The organism is Prochlorococcus marinus CUG1417, from assembly GCF_017695975.1.
Lineage (GTDB): Bacteria > Cyanobacteriota > Cyanobacteriia > PCC-6307 > Cyanobiaceae > Prochlorococcus_A > Prochlorococcus_A marinus_AG.
This window is the reverse complement of record NZ_JAAORN010000002.1, coordinates 284419-302078: the sequence shown is the minus strand read 5'-3', so window position 1 is coordinate 302078 and position 17660 is coordinate 284419. Positions and strand designations below refer to the sequence as shown.

At 28.7% G+C, this 17660-nt stretch carries 28 protein-coding genes and 1 tRNA gene; 11 read left to right on the top strand and 18 right to left on the bottom strand.

Annotation, left to right across the window (positions count from 1 at the left end; genetic code table 11):
• Positions 1–9: 9 nt before the first annotated feature.
• The 4 genes from HA140_RS07735 to HA140_RS07720 form a co-directional block, all read right to left on the bottom strand.
• Positions 10–345, bottom strand: a complete 336-nt coding sequence (locus HA140_RS07735) for a DUF805 domain-containing protein (protein ID WP_209040548.1) — start codon at positions 343–345, stop codon at positions 10–12.
• Positions 346–408: 63 nt separating this feature from the next.
• Positions 409–573 carry a hypothetical protein gene (locus tag HA140_RS07730; RefSeq protein ID WP_209040547.1) on the bottom strand — a complete coding sequence of 55 codons (165 nt, stop codon included), beginning with the start codon at positions 571–573 and terminating at the stop codon, positions 409–411.
• Positions 574–981: 408 nt separating this feature from the next.
• The gene (locus tag HA140_RS07725; protein ID WP_209040546.1) at positions 982–1122 is read right to left on the bottom strand and encodes a hypothetical protein; all 141 of its coding nucleotides are present in this window, start codon (positions 1120–1122) and stop codon (positions 982–984) included.
• A gap of 46 nt (positions 1123–1168) precedes the next feature.
• A complete protein-coding gene (locus tag HA140_RS07720) occupies positions 1169–1351 on the bottom strand; it encodes a hypothetical protein (protein ID WP_209040545.1) in 183 nt (60 codons plus the stop codon).
• Positions 1352–1644: 293 nt separating this feature from the next.
• On the opposite strand from HA140_RS07720, the gene HA140_RS09470 reads away from it, so the two are divergent.
• Entirely contained in the window at positions 1645–1776 is a 132-nt protein-coding gene (locus HA140_RS09470) for a hypothetical protein (protein ID WP_257469747.1), read from the top strand.
• A gap of 66 nt (positions 1777–1842) precedes the next feature.
• Here HA140_RS09470 and HA140_RS07710 read toward each other — a convergent pair whose 3' ends face one another.
• Positions 1843–2013 carry a hypothetical protein gene (locus tag HA140_RS07710; protein WP_209040543.1) on the bottom strand — a complete coding sequence of 57 codons (171 nt, stop codon included), beginning with the start codon at positions 2011–2013 and terminating at the stop codon, positions 1843–1845.
• 92 nt (positions 2014–2105) lie between these two features.
• Positions 2106–2381: a cupin domain-containing protein gene (locus HA140_RS07705; protein ID WP_209040542.1), complete on the bottom strand. Its 276-nt coding sequence runs from the start codon at positions 2379–2381 to the stop codon at positions 2106–2108.
• A gap of 119 nt (positions 2382–2500) precedes the next feature.
• On the opposite strand from HA140_RS07705, the gene HA140_RS09465 reads away from it, so the two are divergent.
• Complete coding sequence (locus HA140_RS09465) at positions 2501–2635, top strand: hypothetical protein (RefSeq protein ID WP_257469746.1); 135 nt, start codon at positions 2501–2503, stop codon at positions 2633–2635.
• 196 nt (positions 2636–2831) lie between these two features.
• Here HA140_RS09465 and HA140_RS07700 read toward each other — a convergent pair whose 3' ends face one another.
• Positions 2832–3704, bottom strand: coding sequence for an EamA family transporter (locus HA140_RS07700; protein ID WP_209040541.1), 873 nt, complete (start codon positions 3702–3704; stop codon positions 2832–2834).
• 137 nt (positions 3705–3841) lie between these two features.
• Positions 3842–4078: a hypothetical protein gene (locus HA140_RS07695; RefSeq protein ID WP_209040540.1), complete on the bottom strand. Its 237-nt coding sequence runs from the start codon at positions 4076–4078 to the stop codon at positions 3842–3844.
• A 186-nt stretch (positions 4079–4264) separates the two neighbouring features.
• Between HA140_RS07695 and HA140_RS07690 the strand changes: the two genes are divergently transcribed.
• The 6 genes from HA140_RS07690 (at position 4265) to HA140_RS07670 (ending at position 8520) form a co-directional block, all read left to right on the top strand.
• A complete protein-coding gene (locus HA140_RS07690) occupies positions 4265–5497 on the top strand; it encodes an NAD(P)/FAD-dependent oxidoreductase (protein ID WP_209040539.1) in 1233 nt (410 codons plus the stop codon).
• A gap of 131 nt (positions 5498–5628) precedes the next feature.
• Positions 5629–6378: a GAF domain-containing protein gene (locus HA140_RS07685; RefSeq protein WP_209040538.1), complete on the top strand. Its 750-nt coding sequence runs from the start codon at positions 5629–5631 to the stop codon at positions 6376–6378.
• Between the two features lie 87 nt (positions 6379–6465).
• Positions 6466–6951, top strand: a complete 486-nt coding sequence (locus HA140_RS07680; protein ID WP_011863482.1) for a DUF2214 family protein — start codon at positions 6466–6468, stop codon at positions 6949–6951.
• The gene (locus HA140_RS07675) at positions 6948–7484 is read left to right on the top strand and encodes a DUF1643 domain-containing protein (RefSeq protein WP_209040537.1); all 537 of its coding nucleotides are present in this window, start codon (positions 6948–6950) and stop codon (positions 7482–7484) included. The genes HA140_RS07680 and HA140_RS07675 overlap by 4 nt, the downstream gene beginning before the upstream one ends.
• Positions 7485–7566: 82 nt before the next feature.
• Positions 7567–7695: a hypothetical protein gene (locus HA140_RS09460; RefSeq protein WP_011863480.1), complete on the top strand. Its 129-nt coding sequence runs from the start codon at positions 7567–7569 to the stop codon at positions 7693–7695.
• 93 nt (positions 7696–7788) lie between these two features.
• The gene (locus HA140_RS07670; protein WP_209040536.1) at positions 7789–8520 is read left to right on the top strand and encodes a pirin family protein; all 732 of its coding nucleotides are present in this window, start codon (positions 7789–7791) and stop codon (positions 8518–8520) included.
• A gap of 14 nt (positions 8521–8534) precedes the next feature.
• On the opposite strand, the gene HA140_RS07665 is transcribed toward HA140_RS07670, so the two are convergent.
• Both HA140_RS07665 and murD read right to left on the bottom strand, forming a co-directional pair.
• Entirely contained in the window at positions 8535–8849 is a 315-nt protein-coding gene (locus HA140_RS07665) for an MATH domain-containing protein (RefSeq protein ID WP_209040535.1), read from the bottom strand.
• An 86-nt stretch (positions 8850–8935) separates the two neighbouring features.
• Positions 8936–10366 (bottom strand): UDP-N-acetylmuramoyl-L-alanine--D-glutamate ligase, encoded by a 1431-nt coding sequence (gene murD / locus HA140_RS07660; RefSeq protein WP_209040534.1) that lies wholly within the window; start codon positions 10364–10366, stop codon positions 8936–8938.
• 100 nt (positions 10367–10466) lie between these two features.
• Here murD and HA140_RS07655 point away from each other — a divergent pair, with 100 nt between their 5' ends.
• Entirely contained in the window at positions 10467–10733 is a 267-nt protein-coding gene (locus HA140_RS07655; protein WP_025900824.1) for a hypothetical protein, read from the top strand.
• Here HA140_RS07655 and HA140_RS07650 read toward each other — a convergent pair.
• Entirely contained in the window at positions 10728–11657 is a 930-nt protein-coding gene (locus tag HA140_RS07650; RefSeq protein WP_209040533.1) for an oxidoreductase, read from the bottom strand. The two genes, HA140_RS07655 and HA140_RS07650, sit on opposite strands and share 6 nt — an antisense overlap.
• 101 nt (positions 11658–11758) lie before the next feature.
• A complete protein-coding gene (locus HA140_RS07645) occupies positions 11759–12514 on the bottom strand; it encodes an NAD-dependent DNA ligase (protein ID WP_209040532.1) in 756 nt (251 codons plus the stop codon).
• A 278-nt stretch (positions 12515–12792) separates the two neighbouring features.
• Here HA140_RS07645 and HA140_RS07640 point away from each other — a divergent pair, with 278 nt between their 5' ends.
• Together HA140_RS07640 and HA140_RS07635 are read left to right on the top strand one after the other, a co-directional pair.
• Positions 12793–13947, top strand: a complete 1155-nt coding sequence (locus HA140_RS07640; RefSeq protein ID WP_209040531.1) for an FAD-binding domain-containing protein — start codon at positions 12793–12795, stop codon at positions 13945–13947.
• Between the two features lie 135 nt (positions 13948–14082).
• Positions 14083–14634, top strand: coding sequence for a DoxX family protein (locus tag HA140_RS07635; RefSeq protein WP_209040530.1), 552 nt, complete (start codon positions 14083–14085; stop codon positions 14632–14634).
• Here HA140_RS07635 and HA140_RS07630 read toward each other — a convergent pair.
• The 6 genes from HA140_RS07630 to HA140_RS07605 form a co-directional block, all read right to left on the bottom strand.
• Positions 14626–14799, bottom strand: coding sequence for a hypothetical protein (locus HA140_RS07630; protein WP_209040529.1), 174 nt, complete (start codon positions 14797–14799; stop codon positions 14626–14628). The genes HA140_RS07635 and HA140_RS07630 overlap by 9 nt on opposite strands.
• Positions 14800–14873: 74 nt before the next feature.
• Positions 14874–15425 carry a pyridoxamine 5'-phosphate oxidase family protein gene (locus HA140_RS07625; RefSeq protein ID WP_209040528.1) on the bottom strand — a complete coding sequence of 184 codons (552 nt, stop codon included), beginning with the start codon at positions 15423–15425 and terminating at the stop codon, positions 14874–14876.
• Positions 15418–16035: a methyltransferase family protein gene (locus HA140_RS07620; protein ID WP_209040527.1), complete on the bottom strand. Its 618-nt coding sequence runs from the start codon at positions 16033–16035 to the stop codon at positions 15418–15420. Before HA140_RS07620 ends, HA140_RS07625 begins: the two co-directional genes overlap by 8 nt.
• A gap of 67 nt (positions 16036–16102) precedes the next feature.
• Positions 16103–16174 (bottom strand) — tRNA-Val (locus HA140_RS07615).
• A gap of 49 nt (positions 16175–16223) precedes the next feature.
• A complete protein-coding gene (locus HA140_RS07610; RefSeq protein ID WP_209040526.1) occupies positions 16224–17015 on the bottom strand; it encodes a photosystem II S4 domain protein in 792 nt (263 codons plus the stop codon).
• The gene (locus HA140_RS07605) at positions 17016–17582 is read right to left on the bottom strand and encodes a hypothetical protein (RefSeq protein WP_079340182.1); all 567 of its coding nucleotides are present in this window, start codon (positions 17580–17582) and stop codon (positions 17016–17018) included.
• Positions 17583–17660 lie beyond the last annotated feature (78 nt).

Below are 17660 nucleotides of genomic sequence, written 5' to 3'. Positions count from 1 at the left end.
AGTTAATTTCTACATAAGTTTATTTTTCCCATTAGCGGTCTTACCAAAGCCTAACCAGATGAACCACAAGACCCATCCAAAGATAGGTATTAAATTAATAAAGATCCATTTCCAATCTTTTCCAAAATCTCTGATTCTTCTTATATCAATAGCTATTTGCGGAATAATACAAACTATTCCATAAGCATTGAAACCATAGGTTTTTAAAAATATTGGAATAGTTAGGAAAGAAATTATAAGATTCGCTAGTTGAACGAACCACCAATCCTTTCGAGATGTGACTCCTTTGAAGTCTGTAGCTTTAATCCAAAACTCTTTATATGCATTTAAAAAGTCATCAAGCATAAATTAAAAATTCAAAGAATATTATCAATTTAATCTTCAATGCATCAAAATATTATGCATTTACTAAATAGGATCAAATAGATTCATATCATTTGAATCTTGTTTGGGGAGCTCATCTTGATTTGGTAATGAACAGAATCCGTCTTTGCAAATCATGTTTTCTTTTGCAATATTTGTAGTTTCTGAGAATATATTTTTATTATTGTTATTTGAAGATTTTTTTAGCATTAATATAAAAAATTAAATCCAATATTAAATTAATAACTCAATTTATTTTGATAGGCAACAAAATTAATAATAAATTATTTTTTTACTTTTTTTGGTTTGGTAAGTCTCTCCAAAATAGCGCCATTATATAAATAAATAAAGATATAGAAAAAACATAAAGTAAAGAATTTAGATGCATTTTTGTTTATTAAAATAATTTCTCAGAAAAGGTCTTTAACAAAAAAGGGTTATCAATTGATTGATAATTTTTAACTAAACAATCATACAAATTCTAGTGTTTATTTAAGTTATTTATGATTTCCCAAACTTCGATAAGTATAAGTATTTATTTATTAGGAAAATGTTTATTAGTTAGTAAGACTAATAAATCTTATAATTTTCATATTTTTAAATGATTTTTTGTAATATTTACGATCTATCCTTATATTTTTCTGTCAGAGCTTTTCTACCTTCTTTAAGAGTTCTTGAGACAAGCCATGTTAGAGAGGAAATTATAAAAATGGTAAGTGCAACAAGAGAAATTAGTGTTGTATCAATGTTAATTGTCAATTTATGGTATTTTCTTTTGAACTTGTAACTTAAAATTCAAAATAATTCAATTGTTAGATCTAGAGTATGCAGGAATTAGCATTCCACCATCTTGGTCGTCGTTATTATCATCATCAAATCCACCTCCTAACAGTAACTCGATAATAACAAGTACAGATATTGGGTAAAGGCACCATAATATAGCTGTAAAAGGACTTACTGAAGAAGAAAGGGAGTACAATTCTGTCATTCCATGATATTAATCTAAAGAAACAAAAATTGTGGATCCTCTGGGTAGTGTTATTAAATATTTCTATAAATATTTTGTAAAAACTTTTCTCTTTCGCACGAATAGATCCAGGATAGATCATTGGTATGTATTGATATTGTCATTCTTCAATATGAATTTGAATAATATTTTCTTGAACCCACTGAGAAACTAGTAATGACATAATGAATCTCGCAATTGTTATTTTTTATACTTAACAATAATTGTACAATTTTAATTCAAAAACTATTATTTATCTTGATTTTATAAATTCTATGTTTTCTTTCACTTTTGAACCTTTGGCTGCGATATTTGGTATATCAGGAATCGTAGGCTTCTTTTTCTACGTTTCTGCAGCTAAGGGAACTTCAAGTATTAATACAAAACCAAAAAAGGAATTAGATTAGAACTTGTTCTGTCAGAAAACTAAATTGAAATTTTTAAATTTACCCTTTTAAAAGGGTTGTTAATTATTACTTATTCCATTGTTTAGCAATAAATTCAAGAAAATCTTTAAGGTCCTCTTCTGGACAATTTGTTTGTTTTTGTAAATCAATGCAAATTTGCTTAATGTTTTCAAAAGCCTTTTGTACTATTTCGTTTTTTTCGATAACCTCAAAATATTCTTCATCAGTAAAAGGCATAATATTAGTTCCCCTTTTGAAAATTATGTATTAACTATATTTTATCTGCATTGATTGAATAAAAAAATAAGAAAAAATATTTTTCCTTATTTTTAAGTGCCTAACCGATAATGTTTTTTAATACTTTTGGTTACTTCCCATTCGCAGTAAAGTCCAGGAGGAAACTCAACTAGATCTCCAGCTTTAATTATGTAAACATCACCTTGTCGGGTACTTATATTCGCTTGGCCTTCAATAATCAAGCAAATTTCCTTCTCTTCGTAATTCCATTGAAATTTGCTTGGCTCACATTCCCAAATAGGCCAACTTTTTATTCCATACTGAATTATTACGCTTGCGCTACAGGGAGAAGTAATTAAAACTTTCAATTAATAGTTCAGATATATTTTCTTTATTTTACAGAAAATAGAAATTTTAATTTTCTAGGATGTGTATTTGTTTACTGTCTTTTATTTTTTTTCGTTTATTATGGAAAAAATTTATTTTTATGGATGAACTTTCTGCATTATCGATTTCTTTATCTATAGCTTCTCTTGGAATATTTTTTTTATTTTTTGCCTCAAATGATGATGATGATCAAGATGGAGGTAAGTTGATTAAATCAGTGCAAGAAATTAACTAATTTTATGTAAATAGGGTGTTCAATAAAGATTTGTAACCTATAAAGCCTGCATAAATACAGCTAAGAAAAATTACATAAACTTCAAGTGTTCCAAGTCTTTTTTTCTTTAAAACTTTCATTATTCTGAGTATTCATAAGATAATTTTATTTAATTTGATTTTTATTAACATGAGTATTTTTTACATTAACTCAGACATTAAAGAATTATTAATGTCAAACCAAAAAACAAAAAACAAGTAAAAAAAATTATTTTTTTGGGAATTTCTCTTTCCTCATTCTTTGCAAAAAATAAGGAAATTACTGGAGATGTGCTTAATAAAGCCCATCCTACTCCTATGGGAAGGGTTTTAAACACAACTTGTTGTAGAAATATTCCTATATTTGTTCCAAGAAGTATTGAAAGCAAAAATCTTTTTTGTTGTTTTTTGTCTATATTTTTTAAGAAAAAATTAATCTTAAATCCTTTTAGACAAATCAAAAAAATTATCGCACCTAATAATCTTATTTCAGTTGTAAGGAAAGGAGATAAATTGCTTTGAAGAAAAACCATTCTTGATAAAAGACCTCCAAGAACAGCACATAAAACTGATAAAAAAGGAAAAGCAAAAATCTTAAAGTTATTTTTTTCTGAGAAAGAGGAGTTTTCCTCTTTAAAATCGTTACCTTTTCTGAGAATTATGAATAGCGAAATCGATACTATAATTATCCCAACCCATGATTTAGTTGTTAAATTTTCATTAATAAAAAATTCCCCTGACAAAGCTGCTATTAACGGAGAAAGAGTTTCTATAGATAAAGTTTTTCTTGTGCCAATTGTTTGTAGTGACTTTAAATAGAAAGTATCACCTAAACCAATACCTATTATTCCACTAATTAGTAGATTAAATATGTTTTTTAATGCAGTTGTAGAACTTAGATTGATAAAAGCAGGTATAAAAATTAAAAAAGCTATTATATTTTTTATTAAATTAATATCTATTGATTTATATTTTTTAGTTTGCGCTCGCCAAATAAAGCAGGCATATGTCCAAGATGTAGCAGCTCCAAAAGCAGAAAGGATTCCAATCAAAACAGATAATTTTTAAAAATTTTATTTTATAAATTGAGTAAATGCTAAAAAGAATACATAAATAAGAATCAAAATCCCTGGAAAGTATTGAATTAGTGATTTGAAATTATTTTTTTTCAATTTTCAAAAAATTTATTTTAAACAGTTTTTTTATTAGTAGGGTACAAACTTTCTAACTTCTTTCTTCTTTTAACTTTCGCATTAATTCTTTCTTCTTTTTCTTTTTTCTTGATCTCATCATTTATTTTATTTTGTCTATATCCAAACCAAAGTAAAACCCAAATAACAGAAGTTATTAAAAGAAGAGCAGTATATTGGCCAGTCATAGGAAAACTGGCCTCAGAATATTTAACGTAAGAAAATATTAAACTCATTTAATCAAGTTAAAGCATAAAAATAACGACTGCGTTGATTTTTTTAGAAATTTAAAAATTAGTTAATTGCAGCTATTTATTATGCAGTTTTAAAGTTTTTTATTTATTTTTTTTATGGTTTTTGGAGTAATTTATCTTTGCTACTCCTTGCTATTATCAGATTGAAGCACATTAAATAATAAGTTTTTGGAACCTTTTGATCTAGCAGTTGTAGGAGGCGGTGCAGCAGGTTTTATGACGGCAATAACTGCTGCTGAAAATGGAGTGAAAAGAATAATAATTCTTGAAGGCACTTCAAAACTTATGGAAAAAGTAAGGATTAGTGGAGGGGGAAGATGTAACGTCACTAATGCGACATGGATACCGAATGAACTAGTTGAGAATTACCCCAGAGGTGGGATTCAGCTCTTGGAATCATTTAATCGTTTTGCTGCTGGAGATGTATATGATTGGTTTGAGAAAAAAGGATTAAAATTAAAAATTGAGGAAGATCTAAGAGTATTCCCTGTGTCTAATTCTTCCTCAGACGTTATTGATTGTTTGAGAAAAAGTGCTTTATCAAAAAACGTAGAGATATTGACAAAATTTTTTGTAAAAGAAATTTCAAAAACTCCAGATAATATATTCAATATTTTTAGTCTTAAAAAAGCAAAGGTAACTTCAAAAAATATTATTCTTTCAACTGGAGGTAATCCAAGCGGATATAAATTAGCTCAAAATCTAGGACATAACATAGTTAAACCTGTACCATCGCTTTTTACTTTTTCTACAAAAGAACCAAATTTGGATAAATGTAGTGGTGTATCGATAAAGAGCATAGATATAGAAATTAAATTAAACAATAAGAATTTTCAAAATAGAGGCGATTTACTAATAACTCATTGGGGTTTTAGTGGACCAGCAGTATTAAAACTTTCATCCATTGCAGCAAGGGAACTTTATAGCCAAAAATATAAATTTAACCTAATCATTAAATGGTCTTCTTTAAGTTATAAGGACTTAAAAGAAAAAGTTAATTATTTAAGAATAAATAAAGGTAAGGTAAATCTAATTAATAGTAGACCTGTTCCACTATTAACAAAAAGATTATGGATTTTTTTATTAAAGAAAATAGGTATTGATAAAGAGAAAAAGTGGGCTGATTTACTGGCGGATGAAAGGGAGAAAATGATAAATATTCTAATGAGGGATAAATATATAATTTCGGGCAAAGGTCCATTTGGAGAGGAATTCGTTACTTCTGGAGGCGTAAAAATTAATGAGGTTAATTTTAAAAGTATGGAGAGCTTAATTTGTCCAGGGTTATTTTTTTCTGGAGAAGTTTTAGATGTTGATGGGATCACAGGTGGATTTAATTTTCAACATTGTTGGACAAGTGGATGGATAGCTGGGATGGCAGTCTCAAAATTAAATCATTAAATAATAAATTAATAAGTGATAAATCAGTAAGTAACAAATCAATAAGTTTATCTTCTTTTTATTAAGTATTAGAGGGAAAAAGTTTTTTGAAGAAAATTTAATTTTAAAGTTTTAATTATTGGTGAAGATTAATGCAGAATCTTGTATCAAAAAAAGAAGAAGAGGAAAGAAGATTAAAAGCTTTAGCAGAATATAGGATTTTGGGAACCAAGCCAGAATCATGTTATGACGATATTACAAAAATTGCTGCTACAACCTGTAATGTGCCTATTTCTTTAATGACTTTGGTAGACAAAGATAAACAATGGTTTAAATCCAAAATAGGACTTCAAATATCAGAAACTAGAAGAGATTGGTCTTTTTGTACCCATGCAATAAAAGAAAATAGTCCATTAATTATCAATGATGCTTTCCAAGATGAAAGATTTATAAATAATCCCTTGGTAACAGGAGACCCCAAGATTCGTTTTTATGCAGGTTTTCCCCTTAGAAATAGTGATGGTAATAAACTTGGAACTCTTTGTGTAATAGATAGAAAGCCAGGAAATCTAACTACACAACAATTCAATATTATGGAATTATTATCCAAGCAAATAGTTTCATTTTTAGAGCTTAGAAAAAAGTCATTGAACTTGCTAGATGCATTGTCTAACTTGCACAAACAGGAAGGTATTTTATCTGTCTGTTCATATTGCAGAGAAGTGAAAAATAAAGAGGGCGATTGGATGCATTTAGAAAAATATCTTTCGAAAATTAGTGATATTAGATTCAGTCATGGGGTTTGTGATAATTGTATGGAAAAACATTTCCCAGATGTAATCGAAGTATGGAATAAAAAGGATTTTTTTGAAGATGGCCAGAAAAGGTATTTAGAGTCTTAGATTTTATAGCTTGCTTTTAAGTTATTAATTTATTTCTAAACAAATTCTTCATTTGGTGGTTAGTATTGTATAAATTTTGACTAGAACATGTTATTAGGAACTTTATTAACAGGTGAAATTGCTAAAAGTGCATTAGTAGCATATGTTCATTATTTAGGAATTATTTTATGTTTCGGTTCTCTTTTGTTTGAAAGATTGACTCTAAAAGTAGGTCTTAATAGAAATGAGACGATCTCAATGATAATTGCAGATGTAGTTTATGGTTTGGCAGGAGTTGCAATATTAGTTACTGGGATTTTGCGTGTTAAGTATTTTGGTCAAGGAGGTGATTTCTATACAGGTAACCCTGTGTTTTGGATAAAGGTTTCTCTTTACATTCTGGTGGGATTACTGTCTTTGTACCCAACAACAACATATATCTTATGGGCTATTCCATTAAGTAAGAATAAATTACCTGAAATATCTGAGAATCTAGTTAAGAGGTTCAGACTCATAATTACTACTGAATTAGTAGGCTTTGCAACAATACCGTTGTTTGCCACTCTTATGGCTAGAGGTGTAGGTTTAGGTTGAAAAATTTATTTTTAGAAAGAAATTGTTTAATAAGTGTTAACAAACTATATAGATGGAGTTTAAGTTATAAGATTTCTAAATCTACAAAGGAAATTATTTTTATTGGTTTAAATCCCTCATTATCTGATGAAGTTTTCTTAGACAATACAACAAAAAAGATAATCAAAATTTCGAAAAACAATAATTATGGCAAAGTAAAATTAATCAATCTATTTGCTCTTATTTCAAGCAAACCAGAAAAACTATTTAATCACAAAAATCCTGTAGGTCGTTTAAACAATAACCATATTAATAAAAACTTAAAACACTGGTCTGAAAATAAAAATTGTGATTTATGGTTAGGTTGGGGTAATAAAGGGAAATTTCTGAATAGAAATAAAAAAATATCAAAAACAATTATGCAATATAACTCAATTAGGAAAAATAATTTTGATAATCCTCTTGGACCGCTTTTTATTAAAAAAACAATCAAAGATAATCCAATACATCCTCTATATTGCTCTGATGATTCCATCCTCCAATCTTATTTTTAGGTAGTAAGGCTCAAATGCAAATCAGTATTTTTAGCTATTCCATCAAATATGTGTTAATTTCTAGTTGTTAAGTTAACCCTATATGAAAATTTCAAAGCAATTAAATAAATTAAAAAACTTGAATGTTGAGGCAGAAAAATGTTCTACGAGAGAAGAAGCAAAAAAAATAATTAATAAAGCCAATAAAGCACAAAGTAAAATTAACAAATAAATAAAAAGTAATTTCACTTATTTATAATTTATAATTTATAATTTTCAAAATATTTAATTTACACCAATACACCATATTTATTTCTTAATATTTATGTCTTTGAAAATAATTAAAATAAGGAAATCTCACAAAAGATTTAGATCGTCTAGAGAATGGCTAAATTCAATGCATTCATTTTCTTTCGCAGAGCATAGAGATCCAAAATGGGATAATTTTGGGAAAATTAGAGTGATAAACGAAGATATTATTTCTCCTAATGCAGGATTTAATACACATTCTCATGCAAATATGGAAATAATTACTGTCGTAACAAAAGGAGCAATAACTCATAGAGACTCGTTAAATAATTTTGGAAAAATTCACAAAGATGAAGTACAAGTTATGTCTGCAGGTACTGGAATCTCTCATAGCGAGAAGAATGAAGAAAATGAGACCTGTAAGTTGTTCCAGATTTGGATATACCCTCAAAAAGAAAATATCAAACCACGATATGATCAAATTTCATTAAATGAAAAGTTGTGGGATAATCTTATTTTTAATTATAAAGACGGTAAAAATAATAAGCTTTTTCTAAATCAAAATATCTCTTTATGGCGTTGTAAATATAAGCCAACTAAAGAAAAAAAATTGCCATTAAAAATCGATAAATATAATTGGATACAAATAATAGAAGGAAATCTTTTATTAAACAGTAAAGACTCTAATTCAAATATATGTCTCGAATCTGGAGATGGCTTGGGTTTTGAAGTAAATTACTATGATGATGTCTCTATAGATACTGAAAAAGACCTAGATTTTCTCTTGTTTTCGATGCCTTCCTTGTAAACTATATGTTACTTTTACCCATCAACTCCTTTATTAAATGCATTTAAGGCTTGCAAAGCCATATTAAGGTGAACTTCCATAGCTCCAAGAGCAATTAAAGAATTCGGTGATTTATCTTTCAGTAAATTCTCTTTTCTTTTTGATAACTCATTAACTAATTTCTTAGTTGAAGCTTCCCAATTATTTATTAACTCTTCAAATTCTCTTTTTTCGGGGCTTTCTATTTCTGATAATTGATCAGAAAAATGAGAATCCTTTTGTGCCTTAAGCATCAAGTAACTTAATTTTTTATGACTTATTGCTTGAGGTAAATTGTTAGATTCACTCATCGCTAGTAATTAATTTATAGTCAAAATCTAACTAACTAAGTGAATATTTGCTAGAGGGGAGACGGTTGTGATGACCGACCTGAAAATTACGAAATGATACTTGTACAAAAAATGGATTTATTAACCTTTAATTTTTCACTTATTAGTTTCTTGAAATAATCTCCACGCTCTTCATAATTTTTAAATTGATCAAAACTAGAGCATGAAGGTGAGAATAATAATGTTCCAACCTTATTATTTTGTAAATAATGAAAAACAAAATTTAAAAGTTCTTTTAGTTCTGAAAATATAAAAATATTTTTTTTAAATCCTTCATTAATAAGCGCCATTTTTAGGACTTTTGCGCTTTCTCCAAAAAGGAAAACACATTTAACTTTTTTCTTTAAAACTTTTATCCACTCACTATATTCATTCCCTTTTAATCTACCTCCAGCAATGATTATTATTTGACCTTCAATTGAACTTATTCCTGCAATAGATGAGTCAAAATTTGTAGCTTTACTATCATTAATTATTTCCAGATCATTATTTTTATAAATTGTTTCCATCCTATGGGGTAATTGTTTGTAATTAGATAAAGAATCTTTAATCTTCTTCCCAGATAATCCAACTTTTCTTGCTGCTGCAATTACCAATAAAAGATTTTGTAGATTATGCATTCCTTTTAAAGAAAAATGTTCAAGTTTGAATAATTTCTTTCCTCTCTCAACAATATATGCTTGATCATCTATCCAATAATCGCAATGAATAAAATTTGATTTATCGCAACTAGTTGTTATCCAAACCCCTCTTGATAGCGAACTGTAGTGATTTCTTAGGTTTTTATCGTCATAATTATAAATTCTTAAATCAGATTTTTCTAGCAAGCTTTTTTTTATGTTGAAATAGTTTTCAAGTGTTTTATGTCTTTCAAGATGATCTTCTGTGAAGGTTGTCCATATTCCAATATTAGGTTTTACTTCTGGAGATATTTCTATTTGATAACTGCTTAATTCAGCGACAACCCAATCAATTTTTTCATGTTTATTGGAGTGAGCATATTTACATAAAGGTGTACCAATATTTCCAGCAAAAGGAGCATATAATCCAGTATTACAAAGTATATGACTTAGTAAATGAGTAACAGTAGTCTTGCCATTAGTGCCAGTAATACCTATCCAATTTGTGTCTTTTAAAATTTCCCATGCAACATTAATTTCTCCAATTACTTTAATTCCCTTTTTTTTTAATTCAATAATAGTTATGTGGTCATAAGGTATTGAAGGACTTACAACAACAGATTCGATCTCTTTCACAAAAGGTTGAATTTTTTCAAATATAAATTCTTTATTCAGAGAAACTATTATATTAAGCTCTTCTAATGCTGTTTTTCTTTCTAAGAATTCTATCCCATCTTTACTTTCCCAAACAATTACTCTCTTATTGATGCTTTTCAAATACTTGGCAGCCCAAAATCCAGATATACCTAATCCAATTACAAGATTAATATTTCTTTTACTTGAATGATTCTCTATCATTAAATTTATAATTGCATTTATATTAATTGTGTTTAAGGGGTAATTCAATCATGAGATTTTTCTTCAGTATTTATAGTATTCGCCCAAGAAAAGTTAATTAATGGAAGATAATACTGCAAAATATTGGTTCTCTTGGTTTTATGAAAAGTGGGAGAAAAATGCTCCAGGTGAATTAATTGAACAGGGTTTGACTCCGTCTCAAATTGCTGAGCGCTTTGTTAATGAAAACCATGATAGTTTTATTCAATTGTCAAAAAAAATTGATGAAAAAAATTATGATGCCTTAACAGAATTTATGAAACTCTCAGAGAGTGAATTACATATCTTGAAGTATTTTCTAAAGTTAGTAAAAATGAAAAATTTATAAGAAGTTATTGAGTATTTCGAGGCTTTTCCCCCATAAATTTTTTCTTTCTTTTTTATTCATGGCGAAAGGAGAAGTAGGGGATAGTTTTGGATGACCTCTGAAATTAAATCTAGGACCATAATGATCACCGCCTCTAGCGTCTGGGGAAGTAGCTGCAAAAAGTTGAGGTAAAGCACCCATCTCAGCAGTTTGAAAAATAGGGCTAAATAATTCCAATGAGAATGTTTCTAATGGGCCAGGGTTAGGTTTTTGAGCAGTGAAGAGATTTGTTTTTGCAATTCCTGGGTGAGCAGCTAGAGAAAGTATATTTTTGTGCTTTAAGTTCTCATTTAGTTCCAAAGCAAACATTACATTTGCCAATTTGCTATTGGAGTAAGATTCCCATTTGTTGTAATAGTTCTCGGCTTTCAGATTTTTCCAACCAACTTTGCCAAAAAATTGTGCTCCGGAAGTAACAGTCACTATTCTAGATTCTTCTTTTTTTTCAATAATTGGAAGTAGCTTAAGAGTCAAAAGCATGTGAGCCAGATGATTAACTGCAAATTGTATTTCATATCCCTGGGCACTAAGAGTTTTAGGCGGATGCATAATGCCTGCATTATTGATTAGTAAATCTAAATTTTCAAAATTATCAAAAATTTTGGACTGAACTTCAACAATATTTTTTAAATCTGATAAGTCTAATTCTAAAGGTGTAAATAATCCTTCAGGATTAAGACCTTTAAGTTTTTTGATAGTTTGATTAGCTTTTTCAAGCGATCTACAAGCTATAACAACATGAGCATTTTTTTCTGCTAAGGCCTTCGCAGTGTAGTATCCAAGACCACTATTCGCACCAGTAATTAGTGCTATTTTGCCTGAAAGGTTTGGAATATTAGATGTTTCCCAGTTAGAGATTTTAGGTCTTGAAATAGTGGCAGTCATTTAGTAATCCTGCAAATTGCTTTGGAATTTAACCAAAATTTAATTACTTTTCCACTGTATATACTGGAAGTAAGTATCGTGAGCTCTTTTTAAGGTACTTTTTAGTATGGTTTTTGAATTGCATATTGCCATTCGTTATTTTGAGATAAACTTTTCTCTCTAAGTAATTGTAATTTCCTACTATTTATTTTTATAACTATCCCATTAGTTGGATATTTCGCAAATATTTTTCTCTCTAACCAATTTTTTTTATATATTTGGACTTCGCTTGTATGATTTGTGAAGTAACTTTCAGGGGTGCTGAAGCCACATTTTTTAAGATAGTTAAGGGTTTCGTATTGATTAAGTCTTCCATTAAGTATTTGGAAACAGCAAAAGCTGAGACTTTTTTCAATCCCTTTCTTATCATTGAGGTATTTTCTTGTAATTCTTTGGGAAATGCCGGCAACTTGGTTTGTAGCGTATAGTTCACCTCTAATTTGAAAATCTCGTTTGATAGGAATACAATCGGGGACATTTTTAATTTGTTTAATTTTGCTTGAGACATCTAATCCTTTTTTTGTAATAGCTTTATTAAAATTGCCATCTATATATCTAATTGCAATAGCACAGCCATCAATTTTTGGTTGAATGCTTAATCTTGTTTTTAATAATAAACTTTTCAAAAATTCTTTATAGTTTTCTTTAGCTAATTTTGGCAAAAATTTATTATTTTTTTGATTAAAGTAGTCAGGCTCTGGATCAAGGGGAATAAAGAGCTTTTCAAGTTGATTAAATGCACCATCCGAAATTATGCCTTCACCTATTCTGTATTGTTCATCTAGATACTTAGCATCTCTTACAAATAAATTATTCATAATAATTTTGATAAATATTTAAATACCTTTTAGAAAAAATCATTTAAATAAAGATTTGAAAATTAAAATTAGATTTTAAAAAGTAATTGAACGCTAAATATCCTCCTACGCAGAGAGAGATTTAAGAGTATAAAATGTACGGATTAGGAGTTTAAATTAAATACTTCAATCAAACATATTTACTTAAAAGTTAAAAAGAAAATTTTGAAGATTAATTTGTAGGCAAATTTTTGAAATTTCTATCAATACAAAAAAAAATTTTTTACAGTTATCAGAAAATGTCATTTTTATTAAAAGCTCAAAATACTTGGGAAAATTTTGCAAAATACAAAATTAATGATTATGCAAAATTAAGAAATTTTGATTTTGGGCCAAATAATGAAAGTTCAGTTTCAAAATTATCACCTTTCATTACTCATAGAATATTATCGGAATATGATCTGATTCATGATATTAAGTGTAAGTACAAAATCAAAAATTCAACTAAATTTGTTGAAGAAATATTTTGGAGAGTTTACTGGAAAGGGTGGATGGAAAATAGACCTAAAGTATGGCGAAATTTTATTTCAGAAAACAATCTCGATTTTGACTATGAGCTATATGAAAGTGCAATTAATGGAAATACAGAAATAGATTTTTTTAATTCTTGGGTCCATGAATTAAAGCAGTACAACTATTTGCATAACCATACAAGAATGTGGTTTGCAAGTACTTGGATATTTAATTTAGGCCTCCCATGGCAATTGGGAGCAAAGTTTTTCTTTAAATATCTATTTGATGGTGATGCTGCATCTAATCTCCTTAGCTGGAGATGGGTCGGAGGATTGCAAACGAAGGGAAAGCAATATCTTTTTTCATCATCAAACCTCAGGAAATTTTCAAATAATAGATTTAATTCAGAAAAAATAAGTAATCAACAAATTTTTCTTGAAGAAACTAATCAAATACCACTAGAAGACGAGATTTATAAAAATGATATGGATCCTAAATCGGATATTCTTATTATGTTTGAAAATGATCTGCACCTTGCAACCTTTAAAAATTTACTTCCAAGCTATAAAAAAGTATTTATTATCCTTTTAAAGAATGAACAAAGACAAATTAAATTGTCTGAATCTGTTTTGAAATTTAAACAAGATTTGATCTCCGAATTTGTAGAGCAATTTGATAATGTTGAACAGATTTCTTCAAATTCACTGGAAATTACATTCAAAAATACTAACGAAATAGACATTATCTATCCAGGAGTGGGAGAAAATTATGATTTCATTACTGAATTCAAAAATATACACAATAAAAAAATTTATAACCTTGTTAGAGATGAAGATTTATTTGCCTGGAAATTCGCCAAAAAAGGTTTTTTCAAGTTTAAAGAAAATATTCCGAAAATCAATCAGAGAATATTAGAAGATTATTCAAAAAATAACTTTTAACTTAGTTGAATCCCTAATCAGAAAAAGAATTCATTAGGGCCTAAGTATAAATACTTAATTAGGCGCGACTTTTGCGGTTTAATCCACGATGGATACCGTGACTAGTTATTTTTACTTAAGGATAATTTTTTTATAGTGCTCTCAACAATTCTTACCAAGTCGTTTAGCAAAGATACTGCTTTATTAATTCTTAGAGTTATAACTGGAACTGTTCTTATTCATCACGGTTATGAGAAGTTAGCCAATATAGAAAATTTTGCTGATGCTTTTGTCAGACCTTTACACCTTCCTTTCCCAATTTTTTTATCATACATTGCGGCATTTTCTGAAATAGGTGGTAGTTGGTTACTAATTATCGGCTTAGCCACAAGATTCGGGGCTTTGGCAATTGTGGGAACAATTTCTGTAGCTATATATCATGCACTTGTTACTTCAGGTTTTAATATTTTCTTACTAGAGCTTCTACTATTGTATTTCGCTTCAGCAACTTCAATTGCATTAACAGGGCCTGGTAATTTCTCTTTAGATGAAGTCATTATCAGAATTTTGAAATCAGAAGATGAAGAGGAAATCATTTCTTCAACAAAATCAAAAATTTCTAAGGAGGTTGAAGTTAAAGAAGAAATAAGTAAGGGTGGCTTATTTCAATTTCTTCAAGCGAACATACTTTCAGACACTTCAAGCTAAATTTTTAGGATAAAGGTTATTTATAAGCTCTAACCTTTTTCGATAACTGTTTCTCTTCTCAAGTTTTATCTTAATTGTTGCTTCAGAAAGACTTATAAATAGCCCTATAGCTGTCACCCAAGATAAAAAAATAAAAGGGTTTTCTGGAATTTCTGAGAAATTCATTTGAATAATTCTTCTTTTTTAAAACTGACTGATCACTAATGGTTTTTCAACCTAAATATACAATTTAGAAATATTTAAGGATTAATTTCAACTTTTTCCCATTTCTTAGTCTTTTCCCAAAGATATCGTTTGTGAATAGGCTGTTCTAGTTTAAGAAGATCTACTGAATCAATTTCAAAATTTAGAACTACAAAATTTTCTGACTTTGGTCGATTGGATAATATTTCATAAGTAGATTGGACTTCTGGGTTTATTTTTTCTCCAGGAGATCCCCAAAACCAAGAAGATTTTGATTTTTCTGGTAGTAAATCCCAATAATTTTTGTTATCACTTAATTCATTTATTTTTCCTTTGAATCTATATTGTGATTTGGTTTTCAAAAAGAACCATAATATTTCTGCATTAGGGTTAGATTTTAAATGCCCAATTTTTTCACTTCTTCTATCTGTAAAAATAATCATTGAACTATCTTTATGCCATCCTCTGAAAACAACTGTTCTTAATCTTGGCTCATTTTCTTCGCTGACTGTTGCAAGCTGTATCCATCTATTAGAGGGTGATTTGCCCTCTTTTTTTCTTGAAGATTTTAAATCTTGCCTCCAACTGGGTAAGTTGTTATCAGGCATTTAATTTTGGCAATATAAGACCACTTTTCTTTTTGTATTCTTCGAATGAATCATATTTTGAGAGCGATTTATCTTTTTTGATCATCCTTGGTAGAAAAACTATAGAGAAAAATATTGCAAGAATTGCTAATGGTATAAAACTCATTGAAAGTATGGCGAATGATAGATAAATTAGTATTTCACCTAGATAATTTGTATTCCTTATATTTTTGAAAAATCCGTCTTTAATTAGATCTTTTTTTAATTTAAGAGAAAAATATTTTTGGGCATCACTAGCAAAGTGTAGAAATACACCAATTATATTTATAGATACAGATGCAGCTATTACGATATTTGGAACAGATTTCTGAGATGAGATAAGAATGTAGGGAGCTACCCAGTAACTTCCAAGGAAAATAAAACCAGTAACTGAAGTTAAAAAATTGATTTTTTCTTTAAAATAAGGATCTGGGAATATCTTTTCTTTCAGAAGCCAAAGTAATCCATAAGTACCATGCAGAGCTAAATAAACGTAAGGAGCGATCGTAAAATTTTCAAAAAAAATCATAAGGCCTATCACTACAAATGCAGTGAGTCCCTTATGTAGATTAATTATTTGATTAAGTTTCATCTTTTTTAATAATCTAAAAAATGAAATTATTTTCTGTGGATATAACCTTGGTCGTCAATAATTTTAATGGGCGATACTGGATTCGAACCAGTGGCCACTACCGTGTCGAGGTAGTGCTCTACCACTGAGCTAATCGCCCTAATTGAGGAATTTTTAATCCCCCTTATAAGAAAATAGCAGGTTGCGTTTCATTTTCTAAGTAATTTAACTTTCCATCGTTCTCTTTTGGTTATTTCTAAATTTAGAATTTCGATAAATCCTTTATTTTCAAGCTCTAGTTTGTCGCCAATTTTTAGATTAATTGTTGGCTTATTAACTTTGTTTCCATTTAATCTGAGCATTCCATTTTCTATCCTTTCAATGATTTTGGTTCGAGATACCCTAAAGCCAGCTGAAGCTATAGCATCTAATCTTGTTGAAGCTTCTACTGTATTGACAAGTTTTTTTGATCTTCCAGAAGGTATTTGTAATTCATCTATATTTACTACATTAACTTTTACTTTTACGTCTCTTAAATAAAAAATCTTTTCATCTAGATGATTAATATTTGAATTATCAATTATCCCTTGTGCTCCCCTATCGCCAATAGTCCATATATCTCCAACTTTTATTTGATTAATCCCATTTTCAATTAAGAGGGATCTAAAGTCGTCTTGTGTAGCATTATCAAATAAAAAATTTCCATTAATTTTTATTCCTTGAGCTGGAAAATTTCTTTTTAGCGCATCCTCTTCAGGAATATTATCTTCTCTAAAGCAAGCTATCCTAGATCTTTGAGACGAGGAGAATCCTCCATAAATAAAAAATTTGAAATCATTTAAATTTTCAAAATCTTTTAAAATCTCTTCGCAAACATAAGTTGAATTAAACCCAGTCCAATAAGTTTCCCAGTGTTTGTAGGCTAAGTTAGCAATGTATATTAATTCCTCAGTTTCTTTTTTGTAGTTTGAATTTATTAAGATCTCTTTTAAGTCAATCATTTAGCCTTCTAAAAAAATTATATCTTTTGCTTCTGATTGTTTTATCAAAGCCCATGGTAATTCTGCTCCAATTTGATTTTCAAGTAGAACTAGCCATTTACCCTCTTTATTAAAGTTAATGATCGATCTTAACTCTTTATTTCTATTAATATTGATACTTGCAGAAGAAACAATGCTTCCTAAATATCCTGAACCCATTCCTAAAAGACCTCCAATTAATGATTCCCCAATGTTATTTAAACCAAGAAAGCTGAAGGTCGATAAATTTGTCATATTAGAAAAAGCTATTCCAGCTATAAACCCAAATGGCATTAGCCATCTACTCATATCTTGTTGTCTGATCTTTCTATCAAGTTTAGGATTTAAGATTCTTATATCTTCAAAATTTTGAGATTTAAATAAGATATTTGCTTTCGCATTGAGCAATTCTGTTTCTTCTGATGATATTTTCTCACTTATTGGTGGGATCAAAATAGCTTCAGAGAGCATTACTGACTTTTCTTTGAAAACATCAAATAGCTGGATACATTTATCAATGTCTTCAAATATCACAATACTTTTAGTCAAATTTCAATCCTCAAATGTTTGTGTGTTATTCAAATTAATAAAATAAGATACATACACTATAGATTAAGTTAAAGTAAA